The 20,540-nt window shown below is 69.4% G+C and carries 21 protein-coding genes, 1 tRNA gene and 1 other RNA gene; 11 read left to right on the top strand and 12 right to left on the bottom strand.

The window, feature by feature from the left end:
* Positions 1–241: 241 nt before the first annotated feature.
* From ASG71_RS00855 to ASG71_RS00830, 6 genes are read left to right on the top strand one after another with little or no spacing between them, the layout of a single operon-like run.
* Entirely contained in the window at positions 242–667 is a 426-nt protein-coding gene (locus ASG71_RS00855; RefSeq protein ID WP_056736161.1) for a CoA-binding protein, read from the top strand.
* A 42-nt stretch (positions 668–709) separates the two neighbouring features.
* Complete coding sequence (locus ASG71_RS00850; RefSeq protein ID WP_056736160.1) at positions 710–1,123, top strand: MmcQ/YjbR family DNA-binding protein; 414 nt, start codon at positions 710–712, stop codon at positions 1,121–1,123.
* The gene (locus tag ASG71_RS00845; protein ID WP_056736159.1) at positions 1,120–1,659 is read left to right on the top strand and encodes a DUF1990 family protein; all 540 of its coding nucleotides are present in this window, start codon (positions 1,120–1,122) and stop codon (positions 1,657–1,659) included. Before ASG71_RS00850 ends, ASG71_RS00845 begins: the two co-directional genes overlap by 4 nt.
* Positions 1,660–1,677: 18 nt before the next feature.
* The gene (locus ASG71_RS00840) at positions 1,678–2,280 is read left to right on the top strand and encodes a hypothetical protein (RefSeq protein ID WP_056736158.1); all 603 of its coding nucleotides are present in this window, start codon (positions 1,678–1,680) and stop codon (positions 2,278–2,280) included.
* Between the two features lie 55 nt (positions 2,281–2,335).
* A complete protein-coding gene (locus ASG71_RS00835; RefSeq protein WP_056736157.1) occupies positions 2,336–2,653 on the top strand; it encodes a putative quinol monooxygenase in 318 nt (105 codons plus the stop codon).
* Positions 2,654–2,689: 36 nt separating this feature from the next.
* A complete protein-coding gene (locus ASG71_RS00830) occupies positions 2,690–2,983 on the top strand; it encodes a DUF503 domain-containing protein (protein WP_056736156.1) in 294 nt (97 codons plus the stop codon).
* A gap of 83 nt (positions 2,984–3,066) precedes the next feature.
* On the opposite strand, the gene purL is transcribed toward ASG71_RS00830, so the two are convergent.
* The 3 genes from purL to purS are packed head-to-tail and all read right to left on the bottom strand — an operon-like array spanning position 3,067 to position 6,408.
* Positions 3,067–5,400: a phosphoribosylformylglycinamidine synthase subunit PurL gene (purL, locus tag ASG71_RS00825; protein ID WP_056736155.1), complete on the bottom strand. Its 2,334-nt coding sequence runs from the start codon at positions 5,398–5,400 to the stop codon at positions 3,067–3,069.
* Entirely contained in the window at positions 5,397–6,155 is a 759-nt protein-coding gene (gene purQ / locus ASG71_RS00820; RefSeq protein WP_056736154.1) for a phosphoribosylformylglycinamidine synthase subunit PurQ, read from the bottom strand. The genes purL and purQ overlap by 4 nt, the downstream gene beginning before the upstream one ends.
* Before the next feature lies 1 nt (position 6,156).
* Positions 6,157–6,408: a phosphoribosylformylglycinamidine synthase subunit PurS gene (gene purS, locus ASG71_RS00815; RefSeq protein ID WP_056736153.1), complete on the bottom strand. Its 252-nt coding sequence runs from the start codon at positions 6,406–6,408 to the stop codon at positions 6,157–6,159.
* 220 nt (positions 6,409–6,628) lie between these two features.
* On the opposite strand from purS, the gene ASG71_RS00810 reads away from it, so the two are divergent.
* Both ASG71_RS00810 and ASG71_RS00805 read left to right on the top strand, forming a co-directional pair.
* A complete protein-coding gene (locus ASG71_RS00810) occupies positions 6,629–6,814 on the top strand; it encodes a hypothetical protein (protein WP_056736152.1) in 186 nt (61 codons plus the stop codon).
* A gap of 322 nt (positions 6,815–7,136) precedes the next feature.
* On the top strand, positions 7,137–10,277 hold the full coding sequence (locus ASG71_RS00805) for a S8 family serine peptidase (protein ID WP_414826636.1): 3,141 nt from the start codon (positions 7,137–7,139) through the stop codon (positions 10,275–10,277).
* 125 nt (positions 10,278–10,402) lie between these two features.
* On the opposite strand, the gene ASG71_RS00800 is transcribed toward ASG71_RS00805, so the two are convergent.
* Genes ASG71_RS00800 through ASG71_RS00785 form a run of 4 tightly spaced genes read right to left on the bottom strand, consistent with a single transcriptional unit; the run spans position 10,403 to position 12,802 of the window.
* Entirely contained in the window at positions 10,403–10,777 is a 375-nt protein-coding gene (locus ASG71_RS00800) for a hypothetical protein (RefSeq protein WP_056736146.1), read from the bottom strand.
* Positions 10,774–11,754, bottom strand: coding sequence for a hypothetical protein (locus tag ASG71_RS00795; RefSeq protein WP_056736139.1), 981 nt, complete (start codon positions 11,752–11,754; stop codon positions 10,774–10,776). The genes ASG71_RS00800 and ASG71_RS00795 overlap by 4 nt, the downstream gene beginning before the upstream one ends.
* Positions 11,726–12,238 carry an SSI family serine proteinase inhibitor gene (locus tag ASG71_RS00790; RefSeq protein WP_056736136.1) on the bottom strand — a complete coding sequence of 171 codons (513 nt, stop codon included), beginning with the start codon at positions 12,236–12,238 and terminating at the stop codon, positions 11,726–11,728. The genes ASG71_RS00795 and ASG71_RS00790 overlap by 29 nt, the downstream gene beginning before the upstream one ends.
* A gap of 27 nt (positions 12,239–12,265) precedes the next feature.
* Positions 12,266–12,802: a MarR family winged helix-turn-helix transcriptional regulator gene (locus ASG71_RS00785; protein WP_056736134.1), complete on the bottom strand. Its 537-nt coding sequence runs from the start codon at positions 12,800–12,802 to the stop codon at positions 12,266–12,268.
* A 76-nt stretch (positions 12,803–12,878) separates the two neighbouring features.
* On the opposite strand from ASG71_RS00785, the gene ASG71_RS00780 reads away from it, so the two are divergent.
* Positions 12,879–13,103, top strand: a complete 225-nt coding sequence (locus ASG71_RS00780; RefSeq protein ID WP_056736132.1) for a hypothetical protein — start codon at positions 12,879–12,881, stop codon at positions 13,101–13,103.
* Between the two features lie 117 nt (positions 13,104–13,220).
* Positions 13,221–13,454 carry a hypothetical protein gene (locus ASG71_RS00775; protein WP_056737151.1) on the top strand — a complete coding sequence of 78 codons (234 nt, stop codon included), beginning with the start codon at positions 13,221–13,223 and terminating at the stop codon, positions 13,452–13,454.
* 94 nt (positions 13,455–13,548) lie between these two features.
* Here ASG71_RS00775 and ASG71_RS00770 read toward each other — a convergent pair whose 3' ends face one another.
* The 4 genes from ASG71_RS00770 to ffs all read right to left on the bottom strand — a co-directional run bounded on the left by ASG71_RS00770 (position 13,549) and on the right by ffs (position 18,975).
* Positions 13,549–14,907: an aspartate kinase gene (locus tag ASG71_RS00770; protein WP_056736131.1), complete on the bottom strand. Its 1,359-nt coding sequence runs from the start codon at positions 14,905–14,907 to the stop codon at positions 13,549–13,551.
* Positions 14,908–15,079: 172 nt separating this feature from the next.
* Positions 15,080–15,679 carry a recombination mediator RecR gene (gene recR / locus ASG71_RS00765; RefSeq protein ID WP_056736130.1) on the bottom strand — a complete coding sequence of 200 codons (600 nt, stop codon included), beginning with the start codon at positions 15,677–15,679 and terminating at the stop codon, positions 15,080–15,082.
* A 46-nt stretch (positions 15,680–15,725) separates the two neighbouring features.
* On the bottom strand, positions 15,726–18,851 hold the full coding sequence (locus ASG71_RS00760) for a DNA polymerase III subunit gamma and tau (RefSeq protein ID WP_082574723.1): 3,126 nt from the start codon (positions 18,849–18,851) through the stop codon (positions 15,726–15,728).
* Positions 18,852–18,878: 27 nt separating this feature from the next.
* An RNA gene (gene ffs / locus ASG71_RS16235) (signal recognition particle sRNA small type) lies at positions 18,879–18,975 on the bottom strand.
* 272 nt (positions 18,976–19,247) lie between these two features.
* Between ffs and ASG71_RS00755 the strand changes: the two genes are divergently transcribed.
* Positions 19,248–19,332, top strand: a tRNA-Ser gene (locus ASG71_RS00755).
* Between the two features lie 89 nt (positions 19,333–19,421).
* Here the strand turns inward: ASG71_RS00755 and ASG71_RS00750 are convergent.
* Positions 19,422–20,345 (bottom strand): oxygenase MpaB family protein, encoded by a 924-nt coding sequence (locus ASG71_RS00750; RefSeq protein WP_056736128.1) that lies wholly within the window; start codon positions 20,343–20,345, stop codon positions 19,422–19,424.
* Between the last annotated feature and the right edge of the window lie 195 nt (positions 20,346–20,540).

The raw sequence follows: 20,540 nt of genomic DNA, 5'->3' as shown, positions 1-20,540 counted from the left end.
GTCGGTCTCCCGGGAGGAGATCCGACGACCAGGGTTGCTGCGGCTTCATCGATCCAGGTCTCTCAGCCGCTCGGGATGGTCATTAACCACTAAAACCGAAAGGCCGGATTCGCCCAAATCTGACGCGTAATATTCGGACACGTCGCCCCGTCGCGCGGTCGGCCATCCGAATGTTCGACGGGGCAGGGTTCCGCCTCCCGCCGGGGTCCGGGCGCGCGACGGCGGCACGTAGGCTGTGCACATGACGCACGTCAACGATCCCGAAGTCATTGAGCGGCTCCTGCGCACCAAGGGACGGTGGGCCGTCGTCGGCCTGACTACCAATGAATGGCGCGCCGCCTACGACACGTCCCTCTACATCCGCGACCGGCTCGGCATGGACATCATCCCGGTCAACCTGCCCGGGGACACCGTCCACGGCGAGGCCGGGTACACGAAACTGGCGGACATTCCGGCGTCCAAGCAACCGCTCGACGTCGTCGACTGCTTCGTGAATTCCCACAAGGTCGGCCCGGTGGTGGACCAGGCCATCGCCGCCGGCGCGAAAGCCGTCTGGCTTCAGCTGGGCGTGATCGACGAGGCCGCCGCCGCGCGGGCCAAGGCTGCCGGACTGGACGTGGTCATGAACGCCTGCCCCGCCCAGGAAGCGCCGCGGCTCGGGCTCTGAACCGCCGCAGTGCGTCGCCGGCCGTCCGGCTAGGCTGGGAGCATGGATCCAGCAGCGCTCCGCGGGCTATGCCTGGCCTTTCCGGGGGCCTACGAGGACTACCCGTTCGGTCCCGAAACCGCGGTCTTCAAAGTGCGTGCCGCGGTGCCCGGCGGCTCCCGGCACGACGCGAAGATGTTCGCGCTGTCGGCCATGGACGCCCAGGACTTTTCGGTCAGCCTGAAATGCGAACCGGCCCTCGCCGAGCAACTGCGTGCGGCCCATCCCGAGATCACGGGCGCCTGGCACCTGAACAAGAAGCACTGGAACGGCGTGCGGCTGGACGGTGAGCTCCCGGACGCGATGATCCGCGACCTCGTGGAGGACTCCTACGACCTCGTTGTCGCCACCCTGACCCGCCGCCAGCAGGTGCAGCTGGGCTGGGCGCGGCTGGCCCGCCCGGAGCCGCGGCCGTGACGTCCCGGATCGCCGGCGGCGAACTGAACTATCCCGGAATTGGCGCCACGGAGCACGGCCTGTGGCCGTCAGGCTTCCAACGGATCCAGGTCCGCGCCCACCTGGGCGACGGCATCGAAACCTACCGCCGCGTCGCCGAGGGTGTCCTCAGCTGGCAGATCCAGCGCAGGTCCGGGCTCCGGGTCCGGACCGAGACCGATTCTGTGCTGCCCGGGACGCGGATCATCAGCGGGTTCGGCGTCGGGCCCTTCCGCATCAATGCGCCCTGCGAAGTCGTGTGGGTCCGCCGGCCGCTGCCCGGGAACGCCCCGCAGTCGGCCGGGTTCGGCTACGGGACGCTGCCGGGGCACCCGGAGCGCGGCGAGGAAGCCTTTGAAGTTTCGATCGACGCCGCCGGTGCCGTGAGCTTTACCATTACCGCCTTCAGCCGCCACGCCAACTGGTTTTACGCGGCCGGCGGAGCCGTGGCCAGGGCGGCCCAAAGGTACATCACTTCCCGATACCTTAGGAGTGCACGGGAACTGACCGCAGGTTAACTGAGCAGGAGCAGGTGAATGCTGAACCAAGAGACCCTTGACCGTTTGTGGAACTTCGATGATCCCGCCCTTTCGGAGTCCCGCTTCCGCGCGGCGCTCGCGGACCCGGGCTACGACGACGACGAACGGGCCGAGCTGGCCACCCAGCTGGGCCGGGCCATCGGGCTCCAGGGCCGCCACGAGGAAGCCGATGCGCTGCTGGACGGTATTGACGCCGACGAGCCCACGGTGGCCGTCCGGGTCCTGCTGGAACGCGGCCGGGTGCTGAATTCCGGCGGCCACGCCGAGATGGCGGTCCCGCTCTTTGAGCAGGCCGCCGAACTCGCCGACCATCTGGGCGAGGAGTTCCTGGCCGTGGACGCCCTGCACATGCTCGCGATCGCCGACACCGCCCACACGGAGCCCTGGACGCGCAGCGCCCTGGAATACGCCTCCACGGTCCACGACGCCCGGACCCGGCGGTGGATGGTCGCCCTGCACAACAACCTGGGCTGGACCCTCCACGAGGCGGGCCGCTGCGCCGAAGCCATGGTGGAGTTCCAGCTCGCCGAGCAGTGGGCCGAGCGGGTGGGCACCCCGCAGCAGCAGGAGCGGGCCCGGGCGGCCATCGCGGCCTGCTGAGCGCCGCCGCCGACTGCAAGAATGGAAGACCTCACCCGAACCGAAAGGCACAGCCGTGATCTTCATCGTCGTTAAATTCAAGGTCAAGCCCGACTGGTCCGAGCGCTGGCTCGGCCTGGTCGAGAACTTCACGCAGGCCACCCGGCAGGAGCCGGGCAACCTGTGGTTCGACTGGTCCCGCAGCGTCGAGGACCCCAATGAGTTCGTGCTGGTCGAGGCCTTCAAGGACGACGCCGCCGGGGACCACGTCAACAGCGCCCACTTCAAGCAGGCCATGGCCGACATGCCGCAGGCGCTGGCGGAAACCCCGCGGATCATCAGCCGCCAGCTCGACGGCGAAGGCTGGGACCGGATGGGCGAGCTCACGATCTAGGCCGCCCGCCGCACCGATCGGTGGGAAGATTCAGTCATGTGGATCGGCTGGATTGAATTCGATGTCCTCCTCGGCGACGTGCACAGCCTGAAGGAGAAGCGCTCCGTGGTCCGCCCGGTGCTGGCCGAGCTCAAACGGCGCTTCGAGGTGTCCGTCACCGAGGCGGAATACCACGACCAGTACCGCCGCACAGTGATCGGCGCCGGGATGGTCGCGGCGGACCGGGCGCACCTGGTGGAGGTGCTGTCCGCCGTCGAACGTTTCGTGGCCGCGCGCCCAGAACTCGAACTGCTCAGCGCCCGCCAGCGCGAACTCCGCAGTGACGACTGACCCGCCTTAAAGCGCGAACGGACACTTGGAGCCCTTCTCAAAGGGCCTCAAGTGTCCGTTCGCGCTTAAACCGCCGGGGTGGGCTAGCCGAAGTACTTCGGCAGCGTCCCCTCGTGGGCTTCGCGGAGTGCGTCCAGGCTCAGGGTCTCGACGCCGTTGATCTCCAGCACCCCGCTCTCGGCGTCGACGACGCCGATCCGGACGTGCGCGAAGCCGCGGGCGGTGCACATGTCCTTGAACCGGATCTCCTCGGAGCGGGGCACGGCCACGATGGCGCGGGCCTGGGACTCGGAGAAGAGCGCGGTGAACAGGTCCACGCCGTCGCGGTCCAGGACGTCCTGCAGCGAGATCCGGGCGCCCACGCCGTAGCGCAGGGCCGACTCCACCAGGGCCGCCGCGAGGCCGCCCTCGGACAGGTCGTGCGCGGAGTCCACCATGCCGTCGCGGGAGGCGTTGATCAGGATTTCGCCGAGCTCGCGTTCGGCGGCGAGGTCAACCGTGGGCGGCAGGCCGCCGAGGTGTCCGCGCAGCTTGGACCACTCGGAGCCGTCCAGTTCCGCCGCCGTCGTGCCCAGCAGGTAGATCGCCTGGCCGTCCTCGCGCCAGCCCGAGGGCGTGCGGCGTGCGACGTCGTCCAGCTTGCCCAGCACCGCCACCACGGGAGAGGGGTGGATCGGCGTGCTGCCGGTCTGGTTGTAAAGCGAGACGTTGCCGCCGGTGACCGGGATGCCGAGTTCCATGCAGGCGTCGGACAGGCCGCGGATGGCCTCGGCGAGCTGCCACATGACGTCCGGGTCCTCCGGCGAGCCGAAGTTCAGGCAGTCGCTGACGGCCATCGGCACGGCGCCGGCGGTGGCGACGTTGCGGTACGCCTCGGCCAGGGCCAGCTGCGCGCCGTGGTACGGGTCCAGGTAGGTGTAGCGGCCGTTGGCGTCGGTAGCCAGGGCCACGCCCAGGCCGGTTTCCTCATCCACGCGGACCACGCCGGCGTCGTCCGGGAACGCCATGGCGGTGTTGCCGCCGACGTACCTGTCGTACTGGTCGGTGATCCAGGACTTGGAGCACATGTTCGGCGAGGCGACGAGCTCGGTGACCGCGGCGGCCAGTTCCGCCGGGGCCGCGGGACGGCCGGCGTCCTGGACGGAGCCGGTGAAGGCGTCAGCCTGGACGGCGTCCTGCCACTCCGGCCGGGCGTACGGGCGGTCGTACACGGGGCCGTCGTGGGCGACGGTGCGCGGGTCGACGTCGACAATCACTTCGCCGTCCCAGGTGATGATGAGGCGGCCCGTGTCGGTGACCTCACCCAGCCAGGAGTACTCCACGGCCCACTTGTCCATGACCGCCTCGAACGCGGCGATGTTCTCCGGGGTGACCACGGCCATCATGCGTTCCTGCGACTCGGACATCAGGATCTCGCCCGGGGTCAGGGTCGGGTCGCGCAGCAGCACGGAGGTCAGCTCCACCTGCATCCCGCCGTCGCCGTTGGAGGCCAGTTCGGAGGTGGCGCAGGAGATGCCCGCGGCGCCGAGGTCCTGGATGCCCTCGACCAGGGAGCCCTTGAAGAGCTCCAGGCAGCACTCGATCAAGACCTTCTCGGCGAAGGGGTCGCCCACCTGGACGGCGGGGCGCTTGGAAGGCTTGGTGCTGTCGAAGGACTCGGAGGCCAGCACGGAGGCGCCGCCGATGCCGTCGCCGCCGGTCCGGGCACCGAACAGCACGACCTTGTTGCCCTTGCCTGACGCGTTGGCGAGGCGGATGTCCTCGTGGCGCATGACGCCGACGGCGAGGGCGTTGACCAGCGGGTTGCCCTGGTAGACGGAGTCGAAGACCATCTCGCCGCCGATGTTCGGCAGGCCCAGCGAGTTGCCGTAGCCGCCGATGCCCGCCACCGCGCCGTGCATGACGCGGGCAGTGTCGGGGTGGTCGATCTCGCCGAAACGGAGCGGATCCATGACCGCTACCGGCCGGGCGCCCATCGAAATGATGTCGCGGACGATCCCGCCGATGCCGGTCGCGGCACCCTGGTAGGGCTCCACGAACGACGGCGAGTTGTGGGACTCGATCTTGAACGTCACGGCCCAGCCGTCGCCCAGGTTGGTGACGCCGGCGTTCTCGCCGATGCCCACGAGCATGTCCTTCTTCATTTCCTCGGTCACCTTTTCGCCGAACTGGCGCAGGTGGTTCTTCGAGGACTTGTAGGAGCAGTGCTCGCTCCACATCACCGAGTACATGGCCAGCTCGGCGCCGGTCGGGCGCCGGCCCAGGACCCTGACGACCTCGTCGAACTCGTTCTGCTTCAGGCCCAGCTCGGCCCAGGGCAGTTCGGTGTCGGGGGTCTTGGCCGCATGCTCCACGGTGTCGATGTTGAACTTCTTGGCGGTCTCCGCGGGCCTCGCCACTGCCGGTGTCTCCGTCATTTGTTGTCTCCCACGATCTTGTTCAGGACAGAGGTGAAGAAGCCGAGGCCCTCGGTGCCGGAGCCTGCCTGGGGGCCGAACCCGGCCTCGACGGCGTGCTCGGGGTGCGGCATGAGGCCGACGACGTTCCCGGCGGCGTTGGAGATGCCGGCGATGTCGCGGCGGGATCCGTTCGGGTTCCAGCCGACGTAGCGGAACACGACCCGGCCCTCCGCCTCCAGGGCGTCCAAGGTCTTCTCGTCCGCGATGTACTGGCCGTCCTGGTTCTTCAGCGGCACGGTGATTTCCTGCCCGACGGCGTAGTCGCCGGTCCAGTCGGTCGTGTTGTTCTCGACCCGCAGGACCTGGTCACGGCAGAGGAACTTCAGGTGGTCGTTCTTGATCATCGAGCCGGGCAGGAGGTGCGACTCGGTGAGGATCTGGAAGCCGTTGCAAATGCCGAGGACCGGCAGTTTGGCCTCCGAGTTGGCGGCATCAATGACCTTGGCCATCAGCGGTGCGAAGCGGGAGATGGCGCCGGCGCGGAGGTAGTCGCCGTAGGAGAACCCGCCGGGGATGATGACGGCGTCAACGTCGCCCAGGGTGGTGTCCGCGTGCCAGAGCGCCACCGGGGTGGCCCCGGCCAGGCGCACGGCGCGGGCGGCGTCGCGGTCATCGAGGGTGCCGGGGAAGGTCACGACACCGATTTTGGCGCCCGCGAGTTGCGGGTGGGCGGCGACGGCGACCGCCTCGCCGATCAGGGGGAGTTCAGTCATCTCAGGCCTCGACGACCTCGACGTTGACGACATCCTCGATCACCGGGTTCGACAGCAGGGTCGCCGCGGCATCACGGGCCTGGGCCAGGATCTCCTCGGTCACCTCGCCGTCGACGGTCAGTTCGAAGCGCTTGCCCTGGCGGACAGAGCTGAAAGCGGTGAAGCCCAGGCGGGGCAGCGCACCCACGATGGCCTTCCCCTGCGGGTCGAGAATCTCGGGCTTGGGCATGACGTCGACAACGATCCGGGGCATCCGGCAACTCCTGTGCGTGAGCATTGGGTAAGGGCGCAGCGGAGTGGTGCCGTCTCACGCCGATCCGCTGTGGTGGACAGCGTGATGCGGGCGCTCCGCGAGCTTGCAAGCCCATTCTACCGGGCGCGGTGGTTCCTGCCGTCTTCGTGACCCCGGGGCCTTCCGCACCGGGCCAAAGCCGGCTATGGCCTCGGCCCGGTGCGCTCAGTAGGATGTGCGCATGGCTGAGAAACCGAAATCAGTACTGCTTCCCGTCATGGCCGCCGCGGTGTTCGCCGGGCTGGGCCGGATGGTGTTCCAGAAGATCCGGGCGGACCGGGCAGCCAGGTCCACGAAGGTGGCCGGACCCCTGGATGAAAAGACGAAAGCCTGGATCAGCGAGGTGGTCCGGACTCCCCGCCAATAGGCGGGACGCCCGGCCGGCCGGCGGGCGACAACACGACCGGTAACGGGCCGCGCCCGCGCGGACCGTACAGACGGCAGCCAAGCCGGGGCGGGACCAGCCGCCCCGGCTTTGCCATGCCCGCAGTGACGGGATTTGTCGCGGAATATGACCACTTTTGATTTGGGCACAGTGGTCTATGTCATATTCGTCTCTCAGTCTGTACTGTATGAATCGGCTGGTATCCGCCGGGCGCGAGAGACGACTCCTGATCCCGTACCTGATCCAGACCGCCGTCCCCGGCAAAGGCGCCGGGACCGTTCCTTCTGAAAGGTTCAAAACACTCGTGAAATCACCAGGAAAGAGCTTCCTTCGAAGCGGGGGACTCCGGAGGGCCGCGGCACTGACCCTGGGCTTGCCGGTTCTCCTTTCAACAGTCGCCATCGCGCCCGCCACCGCGGCGCCGGCCCAGGGCTCCGCCGTCGCGGAAGCCGCACAGAAGAGCCTTGACCCGGCCAGCTACCCGGACGGCCGCTACATCGTCCTCCTCGCCGAGAAGCCCGCGGCGACCTACGAGGGCACGACGGCCGGGCTGCCGGCCACCAAGCCCGCCAAGGGCAAGAAGCTCGACGCCAACAAGGCCGAAGTCAAGAAGTACCGCGCGCACCTGGAGCAGAAGCAGTCAGCGGTGGCGGGCAAGCAGGACGTCAAGATCCAGCGCCAGTTCACGGCAGCTGTCAACGGCTTCAGCGCCGAACTGACCACCGCCCAGGCCATCAAGCTCGCCAAGGACCCCAACGTCCTGACCGTCGCCCCGGACACGGAGAACGCGCCCGACTACTCCAGCACTGACTTCCTGAAGCTCAGCGGCCCCAACGGCACCTGGAACACCAAGTTCGGCGGCCAGGACGGCGCCGGCAAGGGCGTCGTCGTCGGTGTCATCGACACCGGCTACACCCCCGACAGCGCCTTCTTCGCCGGCTCCGAGGTCAAGCCGCTGGTCGGCGCTCCCGTCGTCGGCGTGCCCTACCGCACGGCGGACGGCAAGATCGCCATGCTCAAGGCCGACGGCGAGACGTTCATCGGCGAGTGCCAGAAGGGCACCGGCACCGGCGCGTCCTTCGACGGCTCCGCCTGCAACTCCAAAGTCCTGAGCGCGCACTACTTCGCCGACGACTTCCTGCGCTACGTCCCGGCCGGCGACCGCTCCCCGCTCGAGCAGCTCTCCCCGGTCGACGTGGCCAGCCACGGCACCCACACCGCCAGCACCGCAGCCGGCAACGCCAACGTGGAAACCTTTGTTGACGGCCGCAGCTTCGGCCTGACCAGCGGCATCGCCCCGGCCGCCAAGCTGTCCGTCTACAAGGTCTGCTGGGAAGACACCGACCCCAACACCGGCGGCTGCTACAGCTCCTCCTCGGTCGCGGCCGTGGAGCAGGCCATCGAGGACGGCGTCGACGTCCTGAACTACTCCATCTCCGGTTCCGCGACCTCCGTGATCGACCCGGTCTCGGTGGCGTTCCTGAACGCCGCCGCCACCGGCATCTTCGTCGCGGCCTCCGCCGGCAACTCCGGCCCGACCGCCAGCACCGTCAACCACGGTGCACCGTGGGTCACCACGGTCGCTGCCAGCACCTTCTCCCAGGAGCTCCAGGGCACGGTGGAGTTCGCCGACGGCACCAAGTTCCGCGGCGCCAGCATCATGAACGGCGAAGTCAAGGACGCCGGCGTCGTGCTGTCCGCCAACGCGGCGGCCAAGGCCGGGGACGCCAACGCGGCCCTGTGTGGCCCGGACACCCTCGACCCGGCGAAGGTCGCCGGCAAGGTCGTCGTCTGTGACCGCGGCGTCTTCGACCGCGTCGCCAAGAGCGCCGAGGTCAAGCGCGGCGGCGGCGTCGGCATGATCCTCGTGAACCTGAGCGCCTCCTCGCTGGACGCTGACCAGCACTCGGTCCCGACCGTGCACGTGAACCCGCCGGCCACCGAGGCGATCAAGGCCAAGGTCACCGCCAACCCGGCGATCAAGGTCTCGCTGGTCAACAAGGACACCACCGGGCTTCCGCTCGAGGCCCAGCCGCAGATCGCCGGATTCTCCTCCCGCGGACCGCTGCTGGCCACGGATTCGGACCTGCTCAAGCCCGACGTCGCAGCACCGGGCGTGGCAGTGCTGGCCGGCGTTTCCCCGATCGGTGAAGGCGGAGCCAAGTTCGGCTTCATGTCCGGCACCTCCATGGCCTCCCCACACGTCGCCGGTTTCGGCGCCCTGCTCCTGGGCAAGAACCCCGGCTGGTCGCCTGCCACGGTGAAGTCCGCCATGATGACCACCGCCTCCGAGGTCAAGCTCGCCGACGGGTCCAAGGACACCGACGTCCACGCCACCGGCGCGGGCGAGGTGGACCCGGCCCGCATGGTGGACCCGGGACTGGTCTACGACGCCGACGTCGAGGACTACCTGAAGTTCATCCAGGGCACCGGCGTGGACCTGGGCCTGCCGTCCAGCACCAAGCCGCGGGACATGAACGTCGCGTCCTTCGCCCTGGGCAACCTGACCGGCCGGATCGAGGTCACCCGCACGGTGACCGCACTGACCCCCGGTGTTTACAAGGCCAGCGTCAATGTCCCGGGCATCAAGGTCAGCGTCGCCCCGGCAGCGCTGAACTTCAAGGCCGCAGGCGAGAAGCGCACCTTCAAGGTCACCTTTGAGAACCAGGGTGCCGCGCTCGGCAAGTTCGCCATGGGCCAGCTGAGCTGGACCGGTGCCGGCAAGACTGTTAGTTCGCCGATCTCGGTCCGTCCGCAGTCCGTGGTTGCCTCGAAGGATGTTTTCTTCAGCACCACGTCGGGCACCGGCTCCGGTGACATCGACGTCGTCTCCGGCACCAACAGCCCCGTCGACATGACCCTCGACGGCCTCTCGAAGGCGGACTCCTCCGCCGTCGAACTGGTACCCGGTCCGTTCACGGGCCGCGCCGACGCCTCGACGTTCGTCAAGTCCGTCCAGGTCCCGGCCGGCGTGCCGCTGGCGAAGTTCTCCGTCCTGTCCTCGGATCCGGATTCGGACTTCGACATGTGGGTTGTGACCCCGCGCGGCGTCGAGCAGGTTGCGACCTCCTCCTCGAGCGAGTCGCTCTCGATCCCCAACCCGGCCGCGGGCAAGTACACGATCTACGCGAACCTGTACTCCAGCCCGGACGGCAAGGCCCGCAAGGCCTCGGTTGACGCGGCGATCCTCGGCGCGAACGTGGGCAACGCGACGCTCTCGCCGAACCCGCTCAAGCTGACCAACGGCAAGGCCGGCAAGGTCACGCTGTCGTGGACCGGACTTGAGGCCGGTTCCTACATCGGCCGGGTGACCTTCGCCGGTGCCAGCGAACCGACCTTCGTCAGCGTCTCCGTGACGCCGGCCGGCACCGCCACGGTGGCCCCCGCAGCGGGCGCTCCGGCGGTGAGCCGGGACACGGGCCAGGCGCGCAGCAACGCCAGCTAGGCGGTAGCGCATTCGAAAACGGCAATGGCCGGCGGTTCATCCCGCCGGCCATTGCCGTTTCGTGCGCCTGCTACGTTTTCCGCCTGCTGCGGCGTGCGGCGTGCGTCCGCCGTCCCCGGCAGGGCTCAGCTGGCCCCGGTCCCTCCGGCCGTGCCGCCCAGCAGCGGGGCCATGGCGCGCCAGCGGGCGATTTCGCAGCCGTCGGTGCGGCTGAACTCGCAGTGCACGGAACGGCCCAGATAACGTCCGGTGACCACCGCCACCTGCGGGCCGCCGTACTGCTGCGTGCACAAGCGGGGCGGCCCCGGCTGCGGAAAGAACACCTCCTCGCCGTGCTCCCGGAGCGCCGCCAGCGCGGCGGCGGGATCCGGCAGCGTGGACGCCTCCGCGGGCATCCCGCCGTCGGCGACCAGCCGGAAGCTGTATTCGGGGGCCCCGGGGGCTTCCGTCAGGCGGATGGTGAGGTCAACGTCGTGCGCGGTCCCGGTGGCGTCGGTCATGGGCTTCCTTCCTGGGCGGCGGTCAGCGGGAGGACGCCGGCGGCGGCGTCCAGCAGCGGCGAAAGCTGCTTCAACAGCCGGTGGCGGAGTTCCTGGGCAGCGGCCGCGAAGGTCCGCTGCTGTTCGACATATTCGGCCTTGCCGTCCGGCGTCTCGATCCGGATCGGCGGATAGCCCCACTCGTTCAGCTCGTAGGGGGACGCCTGCATGTCCATGGCACGGATCCGCCAGGAGAGCTCGAAGCAGTCCATCACCAGCTCGCTGGGCAGTGCCGGCGCGAGCTTGTACGCCCATTTGTACAGGTCCATGTTGGCGTGCAGGCACCCGGGCTGTTCCATTGCCCGCTGGTTTTCCCGGCTGGGCTGCAGGGCGTTCAGCGGTGCCGCGTCCGGGGTGTAGAACCGGAAGGCGTCGAAGTGCGAGCAGCGGATCCGGTTGTCCTCGACCACCCGGTCCGTCTGCTCGGCGCCGAGCCGCAGGGTGAGGTATTCGTGCCGCAGCTCGAACTTGTCCTGCCGGTAGACCATGGCCCACTCGTGCAGGCCGAAACAGCCGAACTGCGCCGGCCGGGCGGCGGTTCCGGCCAGGATGATGCCGGCAAACTGCACGGCGTCGCGCCGCTCGGTGACGAAGCGTTCGACGTCGACTGTCACCGCCGCGGTGTCCGGCGCCAGCCCCGCCGCGTCCCGTTCGCCGGCGTCGGCGGTCCGGTAGTACTTCCAGCCGGCCCGCTCCGCGGCCGCCGGCCCCGACAGGACGGTGCCGACGCCGGGATGCCACCGGAGCAGCTGGCCGGGCTTCTGGGTGTAGTAGGTGAAGAGGAAGTCTTCCACCGGGTGCTTCTGGCCGGCCGACCTGCGGGCAAGGTAGGGGTCGGCGTAGGTCCGGACGCGTTGCTGGTGCGCGGCTTCACGGGCCTGCCAGCTGTCCTGGGGAAGATGCTGCAGCTTAGGCTCCACCGCTGGATCCCAGGACATCCTTGGCCGCGTTCCAGAACTCAATCTCGCAGCCGTCGGTCCGGCTGAACTCCGATTTCACGGTCTTGCCGTCCACCGTTCCCGTGACCGTGGCCGTCTGCGGGCCGCCGTACTGCTGCGTGCAGGCCCGGTCCGTGGGGCGGGGTCCGGGAGTCAGGATCGCCGGATCCTGTTTCAGCGCGGCGCACGCCGCGGCGGCCGTTGGGTGCTTGCTCCCGGCCGCGGCCTCGCCGCCGCGGCACCGAAGGGTATAGCTGACCGCCTTCGCCTCCGCTGAGGCCTTGAACAGTACCGCGAGCTCGGCATCACCCTGCCCCGGGACGGCCGTCGGGGAACCCCCGGGAGACGCGGGGCCGCTGGAAGCGGTGGCGGAGGAAGTGGCCGCGGTCGGGGATCCGGGGCCGGAACCACCGCCCGGCGCGCAGGCAGCGAGCCCGGCAGCCAGCATCAGGACGAGCGCGGCGGGGATCAGGTTTTTGCGCATGGACGCCTCCTCGGTATCAGCCCCATTCTAGCGCTGGACGGCCTCCGGGGACCCGGGGCTGCCGGCCTGGTGACCGGCCTCGGGTGCCGCGCCGGGTGCCGCGCCGGGGGACCGGGTGGCGGCGATCAGCCGCATCATGGTTCCGTGAAGTTCCGCGACCTGTTCGCGGTCAAGGCCGAGCAGGGCCATCATGGTGCCCGGGACCGCCGTCGCCTGCTGCCGCAGGGCGGCCCCTTCGGGCGTCAGCCCGACCGCGAGGCTGCGCTCATTGCCAGCGGCCCGCTCCCTGGTGATGTAGCCCGCCGCCTCGAGCCGGCGCAGCAGGGGCGAGATGGTGGCCGGTTCCTGGGCCAGGGCCTCACTGATATCGCGCACGGAACGCGGGCTGGACTCCCACAGGCACAACATGACGAGGTACTGCGGATGGGTAAGGCCCATCGTGTCGAGGACCGGTTTATAGGCGCCGACCACGCTGCGGGAGGCCACCGTCAGCGCGAAGCAGAGCTGCCGTTCGAGCAGGAGGTCCTCGTCCGCGGATACGGGTGGTGCAACAGTCTCGGTCACAGGCTTCCTTCAAATAGTTAGTGCACTAATTATTAGCGTACACTGATGGTGCATCCGATACGAGGAGAGGGTAGCCATGGCCAGGGAAAGCGCCACCGAAAGGTTCATGCGGAGGACCGGTAAGCTTCGAGCCATTTTCGGCCCCGCCAGCCGCACCTCGATCGGCCACGAGATGACGGCGCAGAACCGTGAACTGCTGGCCCAGCGGCAGGCCGAAACCCAGCAGTGGGAAACCCTGCACCGCCCCGACGGCAGCACCTACGTCGTTCCACGGGACCCCTCGGACAAGTCGCTGCGCTAAGCTGCCGGCCGCCCGCGTACGGCGCCTTTTGCCGGCGTCGGGCGTAAAATAAGGGGACTGGCGCCCCGCGCCACTGCTGTTCCGCTTTTCCTGCCAGCAGGAGAGGGGGTGGGAAACATGGCATATGCACTGAGGAAGGCTGCACTGCGCCGGCACCTGCACCCGTCGGCCTGGGTGCGGTTCCTTTTCGGCCCTGCCTCGCGCGGTGACTACTCCGCGCCGGTCGTGCACCGGCATGACGACTTCGAGCAGGCCTCGGAGACCGATCTCGCCGGGTTCGAAGTGGAGACCGATTCGGAAGGGCACCACTACGCCGTCCGCCGGGAGGACCTCCCCAAGGAACAGGTCTGAGGCTCCGGCGAGTCAGGCCCTCTGATACGCGAAAAGGGAGCGGCAAACTGCCGCTTCCTTTTCGCATGCCCGCGGGTCGCCCGCGGGCCCGCCGCTAGCGGCCGGTGCCGCCGTAAACCGTCGCCTCGTCCTCGCTGTCGAGATCGAACGCCTTGTGGATGGCGCGTACGGCGTCGTCCAGCAGGTCGGCGTGGGTCACCACGGAGATGCGGATCTCGGAAGTGGAGATCATGTTGATATTGATCCCGGCCTCGGACAGCGCCGCGAAGAAGCGCGCCGAAACACCCGGGTGGGAGCGCATACCCGCACCAATCAGCGAGAGCTTACCGATCTGCTCGTTGTACTCGATGCTCTCGAAGCCGATCTCGGCCTGGGCGGCGCGGAGGGCGGCCAGCGCGTCGGCGCCCTCGACGATCGGCAGGGTGAAGGAGATGTCCGTCCGGCCGGTGCCGTGGGTGGAGACGTTCTGGACGATCATGTCGATGTTGGAGTGGGCATCGGCGATGACCTGGAAGATCGCCGCGGCCTTGCCGGGAATGTCCGGGACGCCGACGACGGTGACCTTGGCTTCGGAACGGTCGTGTGCAACGCCGGAGATGATTGGCTGCTCCAAGGCAACTCCCTCTTGAATCGTGATCTTGTCGTCGGCGCTGGGCAGGACCCAGGTGCCTTCGTGCTGGCTGAATGAGGACCGGACGTGCAGCGGCACGCCGAAGCGGCGGGCGTACTCCACGCAGCGCAGGTGCAGGATCTTGGCCCCGGAAGCCGCGAGTTCGAGCATCTCCTCGCTGGAGATGCTGTCGATCTTGCGGGCGGACGGCACCACGCGGGGGTCGGCGGTGTAGATGCCGTCGACGTCGGTGAAGATCTCGCAGACGTCGGCGTTGAGGGCCGCGGCCAACGCCACCGCCGTCGTGTCCGAGCCTCCCCGGCCCAAGGTGGTGATTTCGTTGGTGGTCCGGCTCATGCCCTGGAAACCGGCCACAATCGCGATGTGTCCCTTGTCCAGGGCCGTGCGGATCCGGTGGGGGTCGACGTCGATGATCCGGGCCTTGCCGTGGATGCCGTCGGTGATCATCCCGGCCTGCGACCCGGTGAAGGACTGGGCGGAGGCGCCGTACTTGTTGATCGCCATCGCGAGTAGCGCCATGGAGATGCGCTCACCGGCGGAGAGGAGCATGTCCATCTCCCGGGCCGGTGCGGAGTCGGTCACCTGGGCGGCCAGGTCGAGCAGCTCGTCCGTGGTGTCGCCCATGGCGGAGACCGCGACGACGACCTCGTCGCCGGCGTTGTGGGCGTCCACGACCCGCCGGGCGACCCGCTTAATCCCCTCCGCGTCGGCCACAGAGGATCCGCCGAACTTCTTCACAACCAGGTGCTTCGTGACGGCAGGCTCCGCGGGCAGCACCTGCGGCTGCGGTCCGGGGTGGACTTCGGTGGTGGGCAAACTCATGCGGGCACCCTCACTGGATCATCGGGGTTCTGGGCGAAGCATTCAAACGGCGCGGCCAATCGGCGCGACGGCGGCTTCTGGTCCAAGTTTATCGCCGCGGGTGGCCCGGCGTGGAATTGTGACCGAATAGCAGACGGCGGGGAGGAAACAGTCGCACCTCGCCGGCGGCCGGTCAGCTCAGCGCGTTGCGGCGGCCTTCGAAGGCGCGGCCCAGGGTGACTTCGTCGGCGTATTCGAGGTCGCCGCCGACGGGCAGCCCGGACGCCAGCCGGGTGACGGCAATGCCGATCGACTTCAGCATCCGGGCCAGGTAGGTCGCCGTCGCTTCGCCCTCGAGGTTGGGGTCGGTGGCGATGATGATTTCCTGGATGGCGCCGTCGTTGAGCCGGGTGAGCAGCTCCCGGATCCGGAGCTGTTCCGGCCCGATTCCGGCGATCGGATTAATCGCCCCGCCCAGCACGTGGTACCTGCCGCGGAAGGAACGGGTGCGCTCGACGGCGAGGACGTCCTTGGACTCCTCCACGACGCAGATCACGGCAGGGTCCCGGCGCGGGTCCCGGCAGATGTTGCACAGCTCCTGCTCGGTCACGTTCCCGCACACGGTGCAGAACTTCACCCGCTCCTTCACGGTGGTGATGGCCTCGACGAGCCGCTTCATGTCCTGCGGATCGGCCTCAAGAATGTGGAAGGCGAGCCGCTGGGCGGACTTGGGACCGACGCCGGGGAGACGGCCGAGCTCATCGATCAGCTCCTGGACTGCACCTTCGTACACAATTTCCTCGTTCGATTAGGGGTGGGGCCCAAGGGGCCGCCGGGGGCTAGAGGCGCGGCGCCAGGGGACTTCCGTCCAAGGAGCGCTCCTCGAGCAGTTTTCCGCCGAGGATGCGTTCGACGGCGGCGCGGCCGAAGACCCCCGACTCTTCGATTGTCTCGTCGTCGGCGCTGGGAATGTCCTGTTCGTAACTGGTGGCCGCGACCGCCGCCCGCGCCGGGGCCTTGGCGCGTCCGGCCTCCGCTTCGGGGCTGTTCGACAGGCGCTGGTACAGGCTTTGTCGTCCGGACGCCGGAGGGGCGCCGACGGGGGCCGTCGTCGTAACGGACGCGGTCGCCGCGGTGATGACGGCGGACCCGGTGGTGGTCGGCACGAGCACCGGCTCCGGGCTCCCGAGCCTGGCCGCGCCGGGAGGGGCCGGCTCCGGGGAGGCTTCGGCCTGCTGGGATGAGGCTCCAGCGCGGAATGCGCCCACCGGCTCCGGGATCTGGGCCGCGGCCGGTTCGTAGTGCGGGGGCTCGGGCTCCTCGCCGCGTCCCGCCGGAGCCGCCGCGGGCTGCCTGGTGCCGCGTCGGCCCACGTTCAGTTCCGTCCCGACGGTCCAGACCCCGGGGGACTGCTCGACGGCACGGGCCCACGGGTCCTCCGCGGTGCCCGCGGCGCCCGCGGCGTCGCGGGTCGTCGCCGAGGAGACCTGTCCCGCGGTTTCCCCGGGCGCAGCCCGCAAAGGATCCGGTGTGGGAGAGGGCGCTGGGGTGGCCTGCCCGGTCGCGCGGGACGCTGCCGGCCGAACCGGGGCGCCGTGGGAGGGGCTCCAGTCCATGGGCGGTTCTTCGTCCAGCGGCGGAGCGTCTTCATCCCGGGGCGGACCCCAGTCGTCGTCCGGGTAGGAGTACGACCCGGCGGTGTCGGGGGTTGCGCTCTCCTGCGGTGCTGCCGGACGCGGGGACACTGAAGTAACTTCCGGGGCGGCCGCTGGTGCAGCGGAGGGAGCAGGGTCGACGTCGCGGGAAGCGGCCGGTGCCGGGTTCCGTTCCCGGTCCGCGGTGGGAGATCCGGGCGCCGCATCTGTCACCCCGGCGCCGTCGGCAGCGCCGGATGCGTTCCGGGAATCTGTGGTCCCGGCGGCGGGCTGCCGGTGCTCGGGCTCCGCCGGGGCCGGGGCCAGCCCCCAGGCGACGTCCGCCGACGTGGCCGTGGCCGGCACTTCCCGGCTAGTAGGCGCTTTTGGGTTTGGCTCAGAGCTCGCTGCGCTGCTGGCGCCGCCGGCGACGGCGGTGATCTGGCAGTCGATGCCGATGGTCCGGGAAATCGCCTGGCGCAGGTTCTCGGCGTGATCGGCGCGGCCGAAGGCACCGGCGAGGCCCTGCGTGGTGAAGGACAGCGTGAGGACCTGGCCCTCGAAGTGGCCCACCTGCGCGTTGGGTTCGACGAGCGCCCAGGTGCTCCGCTTGATCTTGGTCAGGGCCTGCAGGATCTCGGGCCAGGCGCGGCGCAGCACCTCGACGTCGGCGGAAGAGCCGGCAGGGGCGGGGGCGGCGGCCGCCGGGGCGTTGGCCGGCGCAGCGGGTGCGGGCGCGGTTGCTGACGCAGGAGCGGGTGTGGCCGCGGGTGAGGGAGCAGCCGCCGGCGCTGGGGCTGCTGCCTGCGGACGCTCGGCCTCGCCGGCCCGCGGGGCCGCGCTCGGGGCCTGCCCGGCCGGGCGGGAGCCGCCGTTGGAGGCGCCGGCCTCTTCAACGGGCCAGTCGTTCGTGCTGACCCGCGGCGCTGTGATCGGGGTCCGTTCCTGATGGCCCTGCGGCGACCCTTGTTCGGCGGGTGCCGCTGCGGGAGCTGCGCCATGTTCCGCGGGCCGGGCGGCTGCGGCGTTCGGGGCCGGGGCCGCAGCGGCGGCGGGGGCGGCCACGGCGTCCGGGGCCGAAGCTGCAGCGGCGGCGGGAGCGGGAGCGGGAGGGGTGGACGGTGCGGGGCTGGCGGCGGCCGGGGCGCCGACGTCGTTCCCGGCGTAGTTCAGGCGCCGCTCCACCCGGTCGATGCGGGCGGCGATGCCGCGTTCGGTCTGCTCGGAGCTGGGCAGCAGGATCCGGGCGCACAGGAGCTCCAGGTGAAGCCGCGGGGAGGTGGCGCCGGTCATCTCCGTCAGGGCGGTATTGCTGACGTCCGCGGCGCGGGACAGCTCCGCTGCGCCAAGGTTGTGGGCCTGGTTCTGCAGGCGTGCGATCTGGTCCGCCGGCATGCCCCGGAGGATCGACTGGGCGCTCTCCGGCATGGCCTGGACGATGATGAGGTCGCGGAACCGCTCCAGCAGGTCCTCCACGAAACGGCGGGGGTCGTGGCCGGTCTGGATCACGCGGTCCACGGCGCGGAAGACCGTCGCGGCGTCGGAGGCGGCAACGGCCTCGACGACGTCGTCCAGCAGCGAGGCGTGGGTGTAGCCGAGCAGTGCCACCGCGAGCTCGTAGTCCAGCCCGTTCGGGCCTGCCCCGGCCATGAGCTGGTCCAGGACCGACAGCGAATCGCGCACCGAACCGCCGCCGGCGCGGATCACGAGGGAGAGCACGCCCGGAGCGACCGGAACGTTTTCCTGCTGGCACAGCAGCTCAAGGTACGCCATCAGCGGCTCGGGCGGAACCAGCCGGAACGGGTAGTGGTGGGTCCGGGACCGGATGGTGCCGATGACCTTGTCCGGCTCCGTGGTGGCGAAGATGAACTTGATGTGTTCCGGCGGCTCTTCGACGATCTTGAGCAGGGCGTTGAAGCCGGCCGAGGTGACCATGTGGGCTTCGTCGATGATGAAGATTTTGTACCGGTCACGCACCGGCGCGTAAGTGGCGCGTTCGCGCAGGTCACGGGCATCGTCGACACCGCCGTGGCTGGCCGCGTCGATCTCGATCACGTCGAGCGAGCCGGCGCCGCCGCGGGCCAGTTCGATGCAGCTGGGGCAGACGCCGCAGGGGGTGTCGGTGGGGCCTTCGGCGCAGTTCAGGCAGCGCGCCAGAATGCGCGCCGACGTGGTTTTGCCGCAGCCGCGCGGTCCGGAAAAGAGGTAGGCGTGGTTGACGCGGTTCTTCCGCAGGGCCGTCATGAGCGGCTCGGTGACGTGCTCCTGTCCGATAACGTCCGCGAACGAATCGGGGCGGTATCTACGGTAAAGAGCGGTTGTAACAGTCACAGCTAAACCCTACCAATCGGCACAGACATAAAAGACCCCCCATGCACCCGCCAGAGCCCATTTACCCTTGCTACCTTCCGGTCCTGGGGGAGTTCAACAGGATGACGCCACATGAGGGGCCGTCGACTACTTTACCCGACAATCGGGACTGCCCCGAATCCGGCCTCTCGCGGCGCCGGACGGGCTGTGACGGACATGCCCATCCTTCGCGGCAAGGGGTGGGCATGCCGGGTCATGCTCAGTGGTGGAGAGGGCGGCTGGGCATGTCCGTTGGCGGGGAAGGAGATGGCCGGAGGGCGGGCGGTGCCGGAGGTCTTCGGTCGGCGGCGGGGACGGAATTGGGCGAAGCCGGGAAGTTCAGGTAGTCTAGTATCTGCTTTTGATTCAGAAGCAACTGGAGAATTCGCCTAGCGGCCTATGGCGCACGCCTGGAACGCGTGTTGGGTTAACGCCCTCGGGGGTTCAAATCCCCCATTCTCCGCGGTTGGCCCCGGTCCTGAGGACCGGGGCCTTTTTGCATGCCCAGCCCGGGCCGGTCTGCGCGGGCCCCGGCCAGGCCCGATCCCAGGCTCAGGCCCCGGACGGCTCCTCATACCCCAGCCGGCGCAACCTCGACCTGGCGGCCTGTTCGCTCGGGCCCATCCTGCCGAGGGCCAGATGGACGATGCCGAGCGTGGCCTTCGTGGCCAGCCGGACCGGCAGGGGGAACGGCCCCAGCCGAGGCATCCGCAGCCCCAGCATCGCCCGATACTTCGGTTCGAGGCTGGCCACCGCCGCCGCGAACAACACTCGGTATCCCGGCCGGAGGACGGGGTGGAGCGGGGGATTGCGGATAAAGGCCACGGTTTCGGCCACCCGGCTGTCCGCGGTGAGTTCGCCGTCGTCGTACCAGCGGTCCAGCTGCGCGCGCATCTGGGCCTCGCTCAGCGGGGGCGACTCCACGCCCATCAACGTGCCCGCCTGCGCCCATTCGCGGACATAGGCGTCCGGCCCGCCCGGAATGGGCCGGCCCCAGAGCTTGTGTGCCGAAAGGAAGGCGTCGGTGAAAGCGATGTGGACCCAGCGGAGCAGGTCCGGATCGTTGGCCGCATAGGGCTGCACCGCCCCGCGTCCGTCCACATACGTGCCGCGCACCGGCTCATGCAGCCGCAACACCCAGTTCGACGCCGCGCGGGCCGCTTCGGTGGAGCCGTAGGTGACGGTGAAGATCCAGCGGATCGTTCCGGCGAGCCGTCCCAAAGGATCCTCACGGAAGCGCGAGTGGTCGTGCACGCCGGCCAGCGCGCCGGGGTGCAGGGCCTGCATCAGCAGGGCGCGGATGCCGGCCACGATCGTGGGCATGTCTCCGTGGACGGCCCAGACAGCGGAGCCGGGACGGTGGTACCCGGCGTCGTCGCCCTCGGCGAGGCGCCCCACCCACTCCGGGACGGCGTCCCGGGTTCCGGTGAACGTGTACTTGAGCTCGGCCTGCCACTCCCGAAGGACATTGCGCATACCCCTATTCTTACCCGGGCCGCACGGGGCCGGTACCTGCTTTCGAGCCGCGGCTACTGGGACGGCGCGGAAGTGCCCGCAGACAGGGCACCAGGGAGGTTCACAGGGCCGGGGGAGTGTGTTCACATAAGGAGGTGGGTCCGACGGGAATGGGGCCTGACGGACAGAACTGCGGGAGTCGCATCGTGGGAAAAC

Origin of the sequence: Arthrobacter sp. Soil763, from assembly GCF_001428365.1 — a bacterium.
GTDB lineage: Bacteria > Actinomycetota > Actinomycetes > Actinomycetales > Micrococcaceae > Arthrobacter.
The sequence above is the reverse complement of the archived record's forward strand: the minus strand, read 5'-3'. Positions and strand labels throughout refer to the sequence as shown.